Annotated in this window: 13 protein-coding genes; 4 read left to right on the top strand and 9 right to left on the bottom strand. The window is 73.8% G+C overall.

Annotated features, from left to right (window positions below):
* Positions 1 to 2: 2 nt before the first annotated feature.
* Positions 3 to 1,127 carry a recombinase RecA gene (gene recA / locus ACGH52_RS28435; protein ID WP_059297862.1) on the bottom strand — a complete coding sequence of 375 codons (1,125 nt, stop codon included), beginning with the start codon at positions 1,125 to 1,127 and terminating at the stop codon, positions 3 to 5.
* 288 nt (positions 1,128 to 1,415) lie between these two features.
* Here recA and ACGH52_RS28430 point away from each other — a divergent pair, with 288 nt between their 5' ends.
* The gene (locus ACGH52_RS28430) at positions 1,416 to 1,616 is read left to right on the top strand and encodes a DUF2191 domain-containing protein (protein WP_123626507.1); all 201 of its coding nucleotides are present in this window, start codon (positions 1,416 to 1,418) and stop codon (positions 1,614 to 1,616) included.
* 60 nt (positions 1,617 to 1,676) lie between these two features.
* Here the strand turns inward: ACGH52_RS28430 and ACGH52_RS28425 are convergent, their stop codons facing one another.
* Both ACGH52_RS28425 and ACGH52_RS28420 read right to left on the bottom strand, forming a co-directional pair.
* Positions 1,677 to 2,969, bottom strand: a complete 1,293-nt coding sequence (locus ACGH52_RS28425) for an AI-2E family transporter (RefSeq protein ID WP_399943400.1) — start codon at positions 2,967 to 2,969, stop codon at positions 1,677 to 1,679.
* 60 nt (positions 2,970 to 3,029) lie between these two features.
* Entirely contained in the window at positions 3,030 to 3,224 is a 195-nt protein-coding gene (locus tag ACGH52_RS28420) for a DUF3046 domain-containing protein (protein ID WP_003973258.1), read from the bottom strand.
* An 81-nt stretch (positions 3,225 to 3,305) separates the two neighbouring features.
* Here ACGH52_RS28420 and ACGH52_RS28415 point away from each other — a divergent pair, with 81 nt between their 5' ends.
* The gene (locus ACGH52_RS28415; protein ID WP_399943396.1) at positions 3,306 to 4,289 is read left to right on the top strand and encodes a hypothetical protein; all 984 of its coding nucleotides are present in this window, start codon (positions 3,306 to 3,308) and stop codon (positions 4,287 to 4,289) included.
* Between the two features lie 26 nt (positions 4,290 to 4,315).
* Here ACGH52_RS28415 and ACGH52_RS28410 read toward each other — a convergent pair whose 3' ends face one another.
* From ACGH52_RS28410 to ACGH52_RS28400, 3 genes are read right to left on the bottom strand one after another with little or no spacing between them, the layout of a single operon-like run.
* On the bottom strand, positions 4,316 to 4,624 hold the full coding sequence (locus ACGH52_RS28410; RefSeq protein WP_076976630.1) for an AzlD domain-containing protein: 309 nt from the start codon (positions 4,622 to 4,624) through the stop codon (positions 4,316 to 4,318).
* Positions 4,621 to 5,391, bottom strand: coding sequence for an AzlC family ABC transporter permease (locus ACGH52_RS28405; RefSeq protein ID WP_076976629.1), 771 nt, complete (start codon positions 5,389 to 5,391; stop codon positions 4,621 to 4,623). Before ACGH52_RS28405 ends, ACGH52_RS28410 begins: the two co-directional genes overlap by 4 nt.
* Complete coding sequence (locus ACGH52_RS28400) at positions 5,388 to 6,254, bottom strand: AraC family transcriptional regulator (RefSeq protein WP_076976628.1); 867 nt, start codon at positions 6,252 to 6,254, stop codon at positions 5,388 to 5,390. Before ACGH52_RS28400 ends, ACGH52_RS28405 begins: the two co-directional genes overlap by 4 nt.
* 483 nt (positions 6,255 to 6,737) lie before the next feature.
* Between ACGH52_RS28400 and ACGH52_RS28395 the strand changes: the two genes are divergently transcribed.
* Positions 6,738 to 11,816, top strand: a complete 5,079-nt coding sequence (locus ACGH52_RS28395; RefSeq protein ID WP_399943391.1) for an ATP-dependent helicase — start codon at positions 6,738 to 6,740, stop codon at positions 11,814 to 11,816.
* Between the two features lie 18 nt (positions 11,817 to 11,834).
* The gene (locus ACGH52_RS28390) at positions 11,835 to 12,665 is read left to right on the top strand and encodes a DNA-formamidopyrimidine glycosylase family protein (RefSeq protein WP_361460508.1); all 831 of its coding nucleotides are present in this window, start codon (positions 11,835 to 11,837) and stop codon (positions 12,663 to 12,665) included.
* A 43-nt stretch (positions 12,666 to 12,708) separates the two neighbouring features.
* Here ACGH52_RS28390 and ACGH52_RS28385 read toward each other — a convergent pair whose 3' ends face one another.
* The 3 genes from ACGH52_RS28385 to ACGH52_RS28375 are packed head-to-tail and all read right to left on the bottom strand — an operon-like array spanning position 12,709 to position 13,958.
* Positions 12,709 to 13,197 (bottom strand): SRPBCC domain-containing protein, encoded by a 489-nt coding sequence (locus tag ACGH52_RS28385; protein ID WP_399943388.1) that lies wholly within the window; start codon positions 13,195 to 13,197, stop codon positions 12,709 to 12,711.
* Positions 13,198 to 13,217: 20 nt separating this feature from the next.
* Positions 13,218 to 13,481, bottom strand: coding sequence for a hypothetical protein (locus ACGH52_RS28380; protein WP_076976624.1), 264 nt, complete (start codon positions 13,479 to 13,481; stop codon positions 13,218 to 13,220).
* 6 nt (positions 13,482 to 13,487) lie between these two features.
* Positions 13,488 to 13,958, bottom strand: coding sequence for a Dps family protein (locus ACGH52_RS28375; protein WP_059297847.1), 471 nt, complete (start codon positions 13,956 to 13,958; stop codon positions 13,488 to 13,490).
* Between the last annotated feature and the right edge of the window lie 122 nt (positions 13,959 to 14,080).

Genomic DNA, 14,080 nt, shown 5'->3' with positions numbered 1-14,080 from the left:
GATCAGCTCTTGGCTGCCGCGGCCTTGGACTTGGTGGCCTTGGCGGTGGTGGGCGCGGGCACCGCCGGTGCGGCGTCGGCCGTGGCGGCGGAGGCGGCGTCCGCGCCGGGCTCGGTGGCCGGTTCCTCGGGACGCACGCCGACGCCCAGCTTCTCCTTGATCTTCTTCTCGATCTCGTTGGCCAGGTCGGGGTTGTCCTTCAGGAAGTTGCGCGCGTTCTCCTTGCCCTGGCCGAGCTGGTCGCCCTCGTACGTGTACCAGGCGCCGGCCTTGCGGACGAAGCCGTGCTCCACGCCCATGTCGATCAGACCGCCCTCGCGGCTGATGCCGTGGCCGTACAGGATGTCGAACTCGGCCTGCTTGAAGGGCGGCGCGACCTTGTTCTTGACGACCTTGCAGCGGGTGCGGTTGCCGACCGCGTCCGTGCCGTCCTTCAGCGTCTCGATGCGGCGGATGTCGATGCGCACGGAGGCGTAGAACTTCAGCGCCCGGCCACCGGTCGTGGTCTCCGGGGAGCCGAACATCACGCCGATCTTCTCGCGGAGCTGGTTGATGAAGATCGCGGTGGTCTTGGACTGGTTGAGCGCGCTGGTGATCTTGCGCAGGGCCTGGCTCATCAGCCGGGCCTGCAGACCGACGTGGCTGTCGCCCATCTCGCCCTCGATCTCCGCGCGCGGGACGAGCGCGGCGACGGAGTCGATGACGATGAGGTCGAGGGCGCCGGAGCGGACCAGCATGTCCACGATCTCCAGGGCCTGCTCGCCGTTGTCCGGCTGGGAGAGGATCAGGTTGTCGATGTCGACGCCGAGCTTCTTGGCGTACTCGGGGTCGAGGGCGTGCTCGGCGTCCACGAACGCGACCTGGCCGCCGGCCTTCTGAGCGTTCGCCACCGCGTGCAGGGTCAGGGTCGTCTTGCCCGAGGACTCGGGGCCGTAGACCTCCACGACACGGCCGCGCGGGAGGCCGCCGACGCCGAGGGCCACGTCGAGCGCGGTCGACCCGGTCGGGATGACCTCGATGGGCTCGTTCGGCCGCTCGCCCATGCGCATGACCGCGCCCTTGCCGAACTGCCGTTCAATCTGTGCGAGCGCGGCGTCCAGGGCCTTCTCGCGGTCGGTTCCTGCCATGGGTTCCACCCGGTTTGCTTGATTCGATCGCTTCACGTCAAAGACGCTAATGCCTGCCACTGACAATGGGCCTCGATGCGGGTCCGGCCTGTGGATAACTCGGGTGCATCTCCCCCCAAACCCACCTGAATCGCCCGTCACGAGCCTTGCCGGAGCCTCCATAAGAATGGATGTTCGATTTTCGTGTCAAGCGCACCACACGGCACTTCCGAGCGTACGTCCCCGGCCCGGCGAGCCAGGTGGTTGGATGCGGATGCGACGCCGGGAGCGGGGACGAGAGGGGACACCGTGGCCAAGGTCAGCATCAGCCTCGACGCGGAACTGGTGGTGGAAGTGATGGTGCTGGCCGGTGTCGGCTCACCTCAGGACGCCGTCGAGGCGGTGGTGCGGGACTACATCGCCCGCGGTCACCGCACCGAGACGCGCACCGAGTTCAAGGACCGCGGCCTGCGGGAGATCGACGCCAAGCCCCAGGAGCCCCAGGGCTGACCCTGCGCTCCCGTCGGCGTACGAGGAGGAACGGGGAGGACGGGGAGGGTGCGCCGCGCCTCAGGAGGAAGAGGAGGCGCCGCCGTCTCCGGGGTCCTCCGAGCCCTCTGCCCCGGTGCGCCCCTGCTCCGGGCGCCGGGCCCACAGCTTGCGCAGCCGCGTGGACGTTCCGGACACCGACCGGCGCTCCCGGCGCCCGTGGACGCGCGGATCGTCCGTGACGTCGTAGCGCTTGACGTACGCACCGAGGAACGCCTGCAGCGTGGCGACCGCCGGGATGGCGATCAGCGCGCCGACGGCGCCGAGCAGGGCGGTGCCCGCGATGACGGAGCCGAAGGCGACCGCGGGGTGGATGTCCACGGTCTTGGACGTCAGCTTGGGCTGCAGCACGTAGTTCTCGAACTGCTGGTAGATCACCACGAAGATCAGCACCCACAGCGCGTACCAGGGGTTGACCGTGAACGCGATCAGCATGGGCAGGGCGCCCGCGAGATAGGTGCCGATGGTCGGGATGAACTGCGACACCAGGCCCACCCACACGGCGAGCGCGGGCGCATAGGGCACCTCGAGGATCTCCAGGAGGATGTAGTGCGCCACCCCGGAGACCAGCGCCATCAGCCCGCGTGAGTACAGGTAGCCGCCGGTCTTGTCCACGGCGATCTCCCACGCGCGCAGGACCTCGGCCTGGCGGGCGGGCGGCAGGACCGAGCAGAGTCCGCGCCGCAGCCGGGGGCCGTCGGCGGCGAAGTAGAACGAGAACAGCAGGACCGTCAGCAGCTGGAAGAGGCCCCCGAGGACCTGGGCCGACACGTCCAGGACGCCCGTCGCGCTGTTCTGCACGTAGTTGCGCAGCCAGTCGGAGCGAAGCAGGCCCTCCTGGATGTCGACCCGCCGCAGTTCGGTGTGGAAGTGGCCGTTGACCCAGTTGATGACGGAGTCGAGGTAGTCCGGGAAGTCCTCGACCATCTTGACGATCTGCCCGGCGAGCATGGAGCCGAGCAGCGTGACGAACCCGGCGGCGGCGATCAGCACGGCGAGGAAGACGAGGAAGGTGGCGAACCCCCGGCGCATGCCGCGCCCGGCCATCCAGCTCACCGCGGGTTCGATGGCCAGGGCCAGGAAGAAGGCGATGAGGACGTTGATCAGCAGCCCGGTGAGCTGGTGGAAGGCCCAGCTGCCCAGTTGGAAGGCGGCGATGAGCGCGAGGGCCAGCACCATGGCGCGCGGCAGCCAGCGCGGCATGCGGGCGCCCGGCCCGGCGACGGCCGTGTCGGCCGGGGGGCCGGTGGGCGGCGTGGTGCCTGCCTGGGATGCGTGCCGGGCGGCCTGCCCGGTCTCGTCAGTGGATGCCACGGAGCAAGTCTCGCCCACGCCACCGACACAGGAGCCCGGTACGGCGATCTTCGTGAACCGTCACCGCTGTTCCCGCGGCACGTTCATGACGGTGCACACCACTCGCCACACGTCCTTGGCGTCCCAGCCGGCGTCCAGCGCCTCGTGCACCGTACGTCCGCCCAGCTCCGTCATCACGTGATCGCGCGCGAAGGTGTCGGCGTACCCCGGACCGAAGTGATCCGTCATCCGCTCCCAGAAGACCGTCAACCGCATGCCTCCAGTATCCCGCCCCTGAGAGTGGGCCCTGAGCCGGGACCACCTGCCGGAACCGCTCTTCGGCCTACGGTCTGTCCCATGGCCGAAACCGGAGCGTCCCCACTCCCCGCGTCCCCACTCCCCGCGATCCCTCCGCCCGCGACCCCCCACACCCCGGACCCGCGTGCACCGCTCGCGCGCGCGGAGCACTTCGTCTGGCTCACCGCGCGCGTACTGGAGCAGCGGTTGTTCGCGTACCACTTCCGCGGCGGGGACCCCGGCCCGGTGGAGACCGCGCTGGAGGCCTACCGCAACGAGGACGGCGGGTACGGGCACGCGCTGGAGCCCGATCTGCGCGGCCCGGTCAGTCAGCCGTTGCACACCGTGAGTGCCCTGCGCGTCCTGGACGCCGTCGGCCACTGCGGCGGGCAGCGGGCCGAGCGGGTCTGCCGCTACCTGACCTCCGTGTCCACGCCCGACGGTGCCCTGCCGGTGATCCGTGCGAGCGGGCACGGGTATCCGGCCGCGCCCTTCGTGCCGGTCGTGGCCGACCCTCCCGGTGAGCTACTCGTCACCGGTCCGGTGGTCGGCCTGCTGCACCGCAACGAGGTCTGGCACGCCTGGCTGTTCCGGGCCACGGACTTCTGCTGGCAGGCGGCCGAGTCGCTGGCGGCCCCGCAGCCGGACGAGGTCGAGGCCGCCGTGGCCTTCCTGGACACCGCTCCGGACCGTCCGCGCGCGCGGGCCGCGGCCGACCGGCTGGGCCGCCTGGTGCGCGAACAGCGCCTCGCCGTGCTGGACCCGGGCGATCTCGACACGTGTCCGGCGCCTCCCGGCCACGCCCGGGGCGAGCGGCGCTTCCCGCACGACTACGCGAGGGATCCGCGTTCGCTCGCGCGCGCGTGGTTCACGGACGACGAGATGGCCCGCTCCCTCGACTTCCTCGCGGCCGAGCAGGAGGACGACGGCGGCTGGCCGGTGCGCCGACGCCGGTGGGCACCCGCCCCGGCGCTGGAAGTGCGCGCCCGGGTGACGCTGGAGGCCCTGTGCACCCTCCGGGCGTACGGCCGCCCCCTCGACTGATCCACCGGTCGGCTTCCCCCGTCGTCTCAGCCGCCCATGGCCCGTACGCCCGCGGTGACCACCACGGCCGCAGCGACGACGAGCAGGAACGGTGCGCGCAGCAGCAGCGCGACGGCGGCCGCGGCGACTCCGGCGGCCCGCGCGTCCAGCACGAGCGTCTGCCCGTCGGCGAAGGTCTGCTGGGCGGTGAGCGCCGCGAGGAGGGCGACGGGCAGCAGCGCGGCGAGCCGCCGGACCAGGGGCCGTTCCAGGGCACCCGCGGGCACCAGCAGCCCGAGGAGCTTGACCGCGTAGCAGCCCACCGCGGTCGCACCGATCGCGATCCACACGCTCATCGCTCGCCCTCCCCCTCGGCGGCCCCACGGACCGCACCGTCCTCCGCACCGCCCGCGCGGCGACCGCGCGCCCACAGGACGAGCGGCGCCGCCAGCGCGGCCACCAGGACGGGCACGCCCGCCGGCAGCACGGGCAGCAGGCCGAGCCCCAGGAGGACGGCCAGAGCGGCGACCGCGCGCTCGGTGGTGTTCTTCAGCATCGGCGCGAGCAGCGCGAGGAAGACCGCGGGACCGGCCGCGTCCAGCCCCCAGGCGTCGGTGTCCCCGATGGCCTCCGCGCCCAGTGCGCCGAGCAGTGTGGTGAGGTTCCACAGGACGTACAGGGTGAGTCCGGTGACGGTGAACCCGATCCGGACGGCGCGCCGCGTGGGCTGTGCGAGGGCCACGGCCGTCGTCTCGTCGATGACCCACTGCGCGGCGAACGGCCGCACCGCGCGCGGGAGGGCCAGCAACTGCGACAGGCGCAGCCCGTAGAAGGCGTTGCGCACGCCCAGGAAGAAGGCCCCCGCCGCCGCGGTGAGCGGGTTGCCGCCGGCCGCGAGGGCGCCGACGAGCGCGAACTGGGACGCCCCGGTGAACACCAGGAGGCTGAGGGCGCAGGTCTGGGCCAGGGTGAGTCCGCTGCCGGCCGAGGTCACCCCGAAGGCGAACCCGGACAGTCCGACGGCGACTCCGACCCCCAGGGCGTCCCGTACGACGGCGGCGTCCGGCTTGGCGCAGGCGTCCTCCGTGCCGGGAGCATCGGGAAGGGCTGTCTGTTCTGTCACGCCTCGAACGGTAGAAGCAGCCCGTGCCGCGCGTCTTGTACGTTCTTGCGCTCGCGCTGGTAGGCACCGGGCGGCACGCCGACGATCCGCGCGAAGTGCCGGTTCAGGTGCGGCTGGTCGGTGAACCCGACGGCGACGGCGGCCTCGGCCGGGGAGGTCCCGGTGTCCAGCAGCCGCCGCGCCCGACGCACCCGGGCGTCCGTCAGCCAGGTGTGGGGCGGCATGCCGTAGGCGTCCCGGAAGGCCCGCAGCAGCGCGAACGGGCTGCTCCCCAGCTCCCCGGCGAGCCGCTCCAGGGTCGGCGGGTCGGCCATCCGCTCCTCCAGCACGGCACGCGCGCGTGCCGCCGTCCTGGCCCCGGCCGTACGGACCTGGCGCCGGGGCAGCGGGCCGCCGTTCAGCCGCAGCAGCCGGGTCACGGCCACCCGCAGCAGGGTGTCGGCGGCGAGTGCGTTCCCGTCGTCGGCGGCCCGCAGCACGCGGTGCACCAGCTCGACGGTGTACGGATCGTCGAGCACCGGCCGGACGAACCCCGGCGTCCCGCGCAGCGTCGTCGTCTCCGCCGCGATCCCGGCCACCAGCTCGGGCGCCGGGTAGACGGCTCCGTAGCGCCATCCCTCCGGCACTCCGGCCCGCCCCGTGTGCGGGGTGTCCGGATTGACCAGGGCGAGCGAGCCGGCCCCGGCGTACTGGTCGCTCCCGCCGTGGTGGAAGACCTCCACGCCGTCGGCGATGGCGGCGATGACGAAGTGCTCGTGCGTGTGGCGGACGAAGGTCTTCCGTATGTACTGGGCGCGGAGCAGGTCGACGCCGGGCAGCTCCGCGTACCGCCAGTGCCGCGCCCGCTCACCCGATCCCGCCATGCCCCCCATTCTCCGCCACCCTCGCCCCGCCACCCTCGCCCCGCCTCCCCTCGTCCCCGGCGACGGCCCGGGGAGGCCATCCGGGTGGGCGGGGCGCGACGACCGGTCCGGTACGCCCCACGATGTCGGTCGGCCCGCCGACGGGACCGACCAGCGCGGACGACCGGTGCGACCGCCACCCGCGGGTGCCCCGCTCCGTCCAGAGGAGATAGGGAGCGAGTGGCACACGCCCCTGCCCCCTCCGGCTCGGACAGCCGGTTCCGGCCCTCGGCGGCAGCCCGAACGGCTGCTCGATCGCCCCGTACGACCGATCGACCACCGGGATGGGCTGTCACGGGGGTCCAGCTCGGCCCGGACACCCGTGCACGCCCGGCTCGCACAAGCAGTCCCGACGCCCGGCCGGTCGCCCGCCCCGCACCGACGAGGGCGAGCCCGTCCGTCCGGCTCAGGCCGATTGTCAGTGGCCGGGTGCACGATGGATCCATGGTCAGCTCCGCACACCGAGCCCTGGACGGCTTCTCCCCCGCGACCCGCGGCTGGTTCACGGGGGCGTTCTCCGCGCCCACCTCCGCCCAGGCGGGCGCGTGGCAGGCCATCTCGCAGGGTTCGGACGTGCTGGTGGTCGCCCCCACCGGCTCGGGCAAGACACTGGCCGCCTTCCTCGCCGCGCTGGACCAGCTGGCCTCGACGCCCCCGCCCGCCGACCCCAAGAAGCGCTGCCGTGTCCTGTACGTCTCCCCGCTCAAGGCCCTGGCCGTCGACGTCGAGCGCAACCTCCGCAGTCCCCTGACCGGCATCCGCCAGGAGTCCGTCCGCCTCGGCCTGCCCGAGCCAGAGGTCAAGGTCGGCATCCGCTCCGGCGACACCCCGGCCGCCGAGCGCCGCGCCCTGTCCACGCGGCCGCCGGACATCCTGATCACCACCCCGGAGTCCCTGTTCCTGATGCTGACGTCGGCCACGCGCGACGCGCTGACCGGCATCGAGACGGTGATCCTGGACGAGGTGCACGCGGTCGCGGGCACCAAGCGCGGCGCCCATCTCGCGCTCACCCTGGAGCGGCTGGACGAGCTGCTGCCCAAACCGGCCCGCCGCATCGGCCTGTCCGCGACGGTCCGCCCCGTGGACGAGGTCGCCCGCTTCCTCGCCCCGCGCGGCAGGGTCGAGATCGTCCAGCCCGAGTCGGGCAAGGAGTTCGACCTGTCCGTCGTCGTCCCGGTCGAGGACCTCGGCGAGCTGGGCGGCTCCCCCGTCGCCGACGGCAACGAAGGCGCGGAGCGCCCGTCGATCTGGCCGCACGTCGAGGAGCGGATCACCGACCTGGTCCAGTCGCACCGCTCCACGATCGTCTTCGCCAACTCCCGGCGACTGGCCGAACGCCTGTGCAACCGGCTCAACGAGATCGCGTACGAGCGGGCCACCGGCGAGCCCCTGGACGAGCACCACTCCCCCGCCGAGCTGATGGGCGGCTCGGGCGCCGCCCAGGGCGCCCCGCCCGTGATCGCCCGCGCGCACCACGGCTCGGTCTCCAAGGAGCAGCGCGCCCTCGTCGAGGAGGACCTCAAGGCGGGCCGGCTGCCCGCCGTGGTCGCCACCTCCAGCCTGGAGCTGGGCATCGACATGGGCGCCGTCGACCTCGTGGTCCAGGTCGAGTCGCCGCCCTCCGTGGCCTCCGGCCTCCAACGCGTGGGCCGCGCGGGGCACCAGGTCGGCGCGGTCTCCACGGGCGTGGTCTTCCCGAAGTACCGCGGCGACCTGGTGCAGTCGGCCGTGGTCACGGAGCGGATGCGCAGTGGCGCCATCGAGGCCCTGAGGATCCCCGCCAACCCGCTGGACGTGCTGGCCCAGCAGCTGGTGGCGATGACCGCGCTGGACACCTGGCAGGTCGACGACCTCCTCGCCACCGTCCGCCGCGCCGCGCCCTTCGCCTCGCTGCCGGAGTCGGCCTTCACCGCCGTCCTGGACATGCTCGCGGGCCGCTATCCCTCCGACGCCTTCGCCGAGCTGCGCCCGCGCGTGGTGTGGGACCGGATCGCCGGCACGGTCACCGGACGCCCGGGCGCGCAGCGGCTCGCCGTGACGTCCGGGGGCACGATCCCCGACCGCGGGCTCTTCGGGGTGTTCCTGGCCGGAGCCGACCCGAAGAAGGGCGGCGGCCGGGTCGGCGAGCTGGACGAGGAGATGGTGTACGAGTCCCGCGTGGGGGACGTCTTCACGCTGGGCACCAGCTCCTGGCGGATCGAGGACATCACGCGCGACCGGGTCCTGGTCTCCCCGGCGCCGGGGGTGCCGGGCAGGCTGCCGTTCTGGAAGGGCGACCAGCTGGGCCGCCCCCTGGAGCTGGGCCGCGCGCTGGGCGCCTTCCTGCGCGAGGTCGGTTCGCTGTCCAAGGAGGACGCCCGGCTGCGCCTGGTCACCGCGGGCCTGGACGCCTGGGCCGCGGACAACGTGCTGTCGTACATCGACGAGCAGCGCGAGGCCTGCGGCCACGTCCCCGACGACCGCACCATCGTCGTCGAGCGCTTCCGGGACGAGCTGGGCGACTGGCGGGTGGTGGTCCACTCCCCCTTCGGCGCCCAGGTCCACGCCCCCTGGGCCCTCGCCCTCGGCGCCCGCCTGTCGGAGCGGTACGGCATGGACGCCCAGGTCATGCACGCCGACGACGGCATCGTGCTGCGGCTGCCGGACGCCGACCTGATGGGCCTGGACTTCCTCGACCAGGACCCCGCGAAGCCGGGCCTGGAGTACGACGCCGAGAAGGCGCCGGTGGGCGCGGCCGACGTCGTCTTCGACAAGGGCGAGGTCGACCGGGTGGTCACCGACCAGGTGGGCGGCTCGGCGCTGTTCGCGTCCCGCTTCCGCGAGTGCGCCGCCCGCGCGCTGCTGCTGCCGCGCCGCAGCCCGGGCAAGCGCACCCCGCTGTGGCAGCAGCGCCAGCGTGCCGCGCAGCTGCTGGAGGTGGCGAGCGAGTACGGCTCGTTCCCGATCGTCCTGGAAGCCGTCCGCGAGTGCCTCCAGGACGTCTTCGACGTGCCCGGCCTGGTCGAGCTGATGGGCGACCTGGAGGCCCGCAAGGTCCGCCTGGTCGAGGTCACCACCCCGGAGCCGTCCCCGTTCGCGCGCTCCCTGCTCTTCGGCTACGTCGCCCAGTTCCTGTACGAGGGCGACTCACCGCTCGCCGAGCGCCGGGCCGCCGCCCTGTCCCTGGACTCGCGGCTGCTGGCCGAGCTGCTCGGGCAGGCGGAGCTGCGCGAGCTGCTCGACGCGGAAGTGCTCACCGAGCTGGAGCGCGAGCTGCAGTGGCTCACCGAGGACCGCCGTATCAAGGATTCCGAGGGCGTCGCCGACCTGCTGCGGGTGCTCGGCCCGCTGACGGACGCCGAGCTGGCCGAGCGGGGCGCGGAGCCGCAGTGGGCGCCCGAGCTGGCCGCGGCCCGTCGCGCCATCAGGGTGCGGATCGGCGGCGCCGACCACTGGGCGGCGATCGAGGACGCGGGCCGGCTGCGCGACGCGCTGGGCACGGCGCTGCCCGTCGGTGTGCCGGAGGCCTTCACGGAGCCGGTCAAGGACCCGCTCGGCGACCTGCTCGCCCGCCACGCCCGCACTCACGGGCCCTTCACCTCGGTCACCGCGGCGGCCCGCTTCGGCCTGGGCGTCGCGGTCACCGAGGGCGCCCTTCAGCGGCTCGCGGGGACCGGGCGGGTCGTGCAGGGCGAGTTCCACCCGGCCGGCATCGGCCAGGAATGGTGCGACGCGACCGTCCTGCGCAGGCTGCGCCGCCGTTCCCTGGCCGCGCTCCGGCACGAGCTGGAGCCGGTGGCACCGGCCGCGCTCGGCCAGTTCCTCCCCCAGTGGCAGCACATCGGCAAGGGGCACACGCTGCGCGGCATCGACGGGCTGGTCCGCGCCGTCGAGCAGATGCAGGGCGCCTCCGTGCCCGCATCCGCCCTGGAGAAGCTGGTCCTCCCCTCCCGCGTGGCGCACTACAACCCGGCGATGCTGGACGAGCTGACGGCCGCCGGTGAGGTGGTGTGGGCCGGAGCGGGTTCGCTGCCCGGCAAGGACGGCTGGGTCTCCCTCTACCTCGCGGACGCGGCCCCGCTGCTCCTGCCGCCCCCTCATCCCCTGGAGACGACCGCCCTGCACGAGTCCGTCCTGAGCACTCTCTCGGGCGGCTACGGCCTGTTCTTCCGACAGATCGCCGACCAGGTCCGCGCCACCACCCACCCGGAGGCCACCGATCCGCAGCTGGCCGACGCCCTGTGGGACCTGGCCTGGTCCGGACGGCTGACGAACGACACGCTCGCGCCCCTGCGCTCCCTGCTGGGCTCCGGACGTACCGCGGGCTCCACGGCCCACCGTGCCAAGCGCGCGGTGCCCCGCGGCCGGTACGGCTCGCTGACGGCCGCCGCACGCCCGGCGTCCCGCACCGGGCCACCGACCGTCGCGGGCCGCTGGTCGCTGCTCCCCGCCCGCGAGGCCGACGGCACGGTGCGAGCCCACGCCCTGGCCCGCACCCTCCTCGACCGGCACGGCGTGGTGACCCGCGGCGCCGTGGCCGCGGAGGGGGTCGAGGGCGGCTTCTCGGCGGTGTACCGGATCCTGGCCGCCTTCGAGGAGAGCGGCCAGGCCCGGCGCGGTTACGTGGTGGAAGGGCTCGGAGCGGCGCAGTTCGCCATGGAGGGCGCCGTGGACCGGTTGCGCGCGGTGGCGAACGCCCGCGAGCGCGGTGACGGCCGGGACGAACCGGAGGAGACCACACGCGGCGGCTCCGGGAACCGACCCGGACCGGGCGGCTTCGCCGGACCTCACGACTCCGCCGGACCGGCCGACGACCCCTTCCTCAGCCCTCACGGCCGCCCTCACGGTCCGCTCGACCTCCAAGAGCCCACCGGCGACGCCCCGGACCCCTTCGCCGACGACTTCGCCTCCAGCAACCCTGGAGGCCCCGGAGGCCCAGCACCCTACGACGACGTCTTCGCCGACCCGGACCGCCTGGGCCGTTCACCCTCCCGGGGCGACTACATCTCACCTCGCGACTACGCCGAGCCCGGCGCAGGCGGCCCACGCGGAGGCGGTGCGCACGCAGGCGGTGCGCACGCAGGCTTCCAGGGCGGCCCGCGCGGCCCGTACGACGCCGGATTCCCCGGCCGTCGCCGCCACGGCGCCACCGGTCCGCGGGCCGTCGTGCTGGCCGCCGCCGACCCGGCGAACGCGTACGGTGCGGCCCTCGGCTGGCCGGAGCCGCCCGCCGGTGCCACGCACAAGCCCGGCCGCAAGGCGGGCTCCCTGGTGGTGCTCGTCGAGGGCGAACCGGCGCTCTACATGGAGCGCGGCGGCAAGACCCTCCTGCTGTGGCCCTCCGACCCCGACCGGCTGCCCACCGAGGACCCGCGGCTGCGAGCCGCCGCCGAGGCGCTCGCCGAGGCGGCCCGTGCCGGTTCCCTCGGCACGGTCACGGTGGAGCGCGTCAACGGCGCGGCGGCCCTGACGTCCCCCTTCGGCCCCCTCCTTGAGGGAGCGGGGTTCATCGCCACCCCGCGCGGTCTGCGTATCAGGGCCTGACCCTGTCACCCTTGAGTCATGCCCGAAGGAGACACGGTCTGGCAGGCGGCGCGACGGCTGCACGACGCCCTCGCGGGCAAGACGCTGACCCGCAGCGACTTCCGCGTCCCCCGGTACGCCACGGCCGACCTCACCGGCCGCGCCGTCCTGGACGTCACCCCGCGCGGCAAGCACCTGCTGACCCGTGTCGAGGGCGGCCTGACGGTGCACTCGCACCTGCGGATGGACGGTTCCTGGAAGGTGTTCGCGCCGGGGCAGCGCTGGAGCGGCGGTCCGGCGCACCAGATCAGGGTGATCCTCGGCACCGCCGACCGCACGGCCGTCGGCTACCGTCTCCCGGTGCTGGACATCCTGCGCACCGGCGAGGAGCAGCGCGCCGTCGGCCATCTCGGCCCCGACCTGCTGGGTCCCGACTGGGACCCGGCCCGGGCCATGGACAACCTGGGCGCGGACCCGGCCCGCCCGCTCGGCGAGGCCCTGCTGGACCAGCGCAATCTCGCCGGCATCGGCAACGTCTACAAGTGCGAGCTGTGCTTCCTGCTCGGCGTCACGCCCTGGCTGCCGGTCGGCGAGCTGCCCGCCGACCGGGCCGCGCTGCTGCCCACGCTGGCGAAGAAGCTCCTGGAGGCCAACCGCGACCGCCCGGTCCGCCGCACCACGGGCCTGCGCGGCCAGGACCTGTTCGTGTACGGCCGGGCCCCCCGCCCCTGCCTGCGCTGCGGCACGTCGGTCCGGGTGGCCGACCAGGGCGACGGTTCCCGCGAGCGCCCCACGTACTGGTGCCCGGTCTGCCAGCGCGGACCCGCACCGCTTCCGGGCGGCGTAGGGGGAGCCCGGACACGGCGCTGAGGACACCACTGAGGGAAGCCGCCGACGAAACCGGAGGGCGGGCTCAGCCGACGGCGAGCAGAGCGTCCATCTGCCCGGCCGCCTCGCGCAGGCCTTCCTCCATGCCCATCGTCATCAGTTGGTCCATCTGCTCCCTGGTGTCGAAGACCGCCCGCATCTCCATGCGGGTGCCGCCGTCGCGCTCGGTGAGCGTGACCCGGTTCGCGGTCGTCGGCATCGCGGCGTTCGGCACCCCGTCCTCGTCGGCGAACCCGTCGGTGAACTCCAGCGACCTCGGGCCGTCGACCGTGGCCACCCGCCACCAGCCCCGGAACTTCTCGCCTTCCGGGCCGGTCATGAAGTACGTGACGTCCCCGCCCGGGGTCAGGTCGTGCTCTTCCACCGTCGCGGGGTAGGTCGGCGGTCCCCACCAGCGCTCCAGCTGCCGGGGGTCCGACCACAGCTGCCACACCCGCTCCACGGGGGCGGCGAAGTCGGCGACCAGGGTGAGGGTCAGGTCGTCGAGGTCCTTGTCCAGGCTGGTGACACTCATGGGTTCGGTCCTTTCTTGGGTCAGCGCCGCTCCGGGCGGGCCGGAGCCGGTCCTCGCCCCGCCCCGCGCAGGGCCCGTCGCCACCGCCCCGCGTCCAGGGCTCCCGCGGCCCGGCGCCTGGGCACACAGTGCACCGGCAGCACGCTCAGCCCCCAGCCGCCGACCGCGACCGCCCCTTCGAGCACCCCGGCACCGGGTTCCAGCGCCAGGCGCAGCACGGCCCACCACCACAGCACGCCGAGGCCCAGCGCGGCCGCCCGGCGAGCCGTCCGCGCCGAGACCATCCCGCGTCAGCCGTTTTCGGCCTGGAACATCCAGTGCTGCTTCTCGAGATCGGCCGTGATCTGGATGAAGATGTCCTGGCTCACGGGGTCGGGCTCACCGGTCGCCGCGATCCGCTCCCGCATCCGCCCGATCACCGCGCCCAGCGCGTCCACGATGGTCTGTACGGCGGCGGTGTCGTTGACCCAGCCCTCGGGGGTCACGTCGATGCCGCTGCCGACGGCGACCGTCGCGGCGCGCCCGTCCGGGGGCACGCCGAGCGCCGAGGCTCGTTCCGCCACGGTGTCCGAGTGGGTGCGGGCGGTGTCAACCAGTTCGTCCAGCTGGAGGTGTACGGAGCGGAAGCGCGGGCCGACCACGTTCCAGTGGATCTGCTTGGCCACCAGGGCCAGGTCGACCAGGTCGACGAGGGCGCCCTGCAAGGCCTCCGAGACGGTCTTCAGGTCCGCGTCGGACAACGGGCTCTTCACGACGTACATCCACGCCTCCGTCGGTTCGCCCCCCGGCCTTCTCCCTCCACGATGACCGCACCACCACGGACCGGCAAACCGGGCGCCCGCACCGCCGAGGTCGCCCGCGCACCCGCGGACGCACTCGCGTG

Source organism: Streptomyces sp. BBFR25 (assembly GCF_044590125.1).
GTDB lineage: Bacteria > Actinomycetota > Actinomycetes > Streptomycetales > Streptomycetaceae > Streptomyces > Streptomyces canus_D.
Note: the sequence above shows the minus strand (reverse complement) of the source record. Positions and strands in the feature narration are given on the sequence as shown.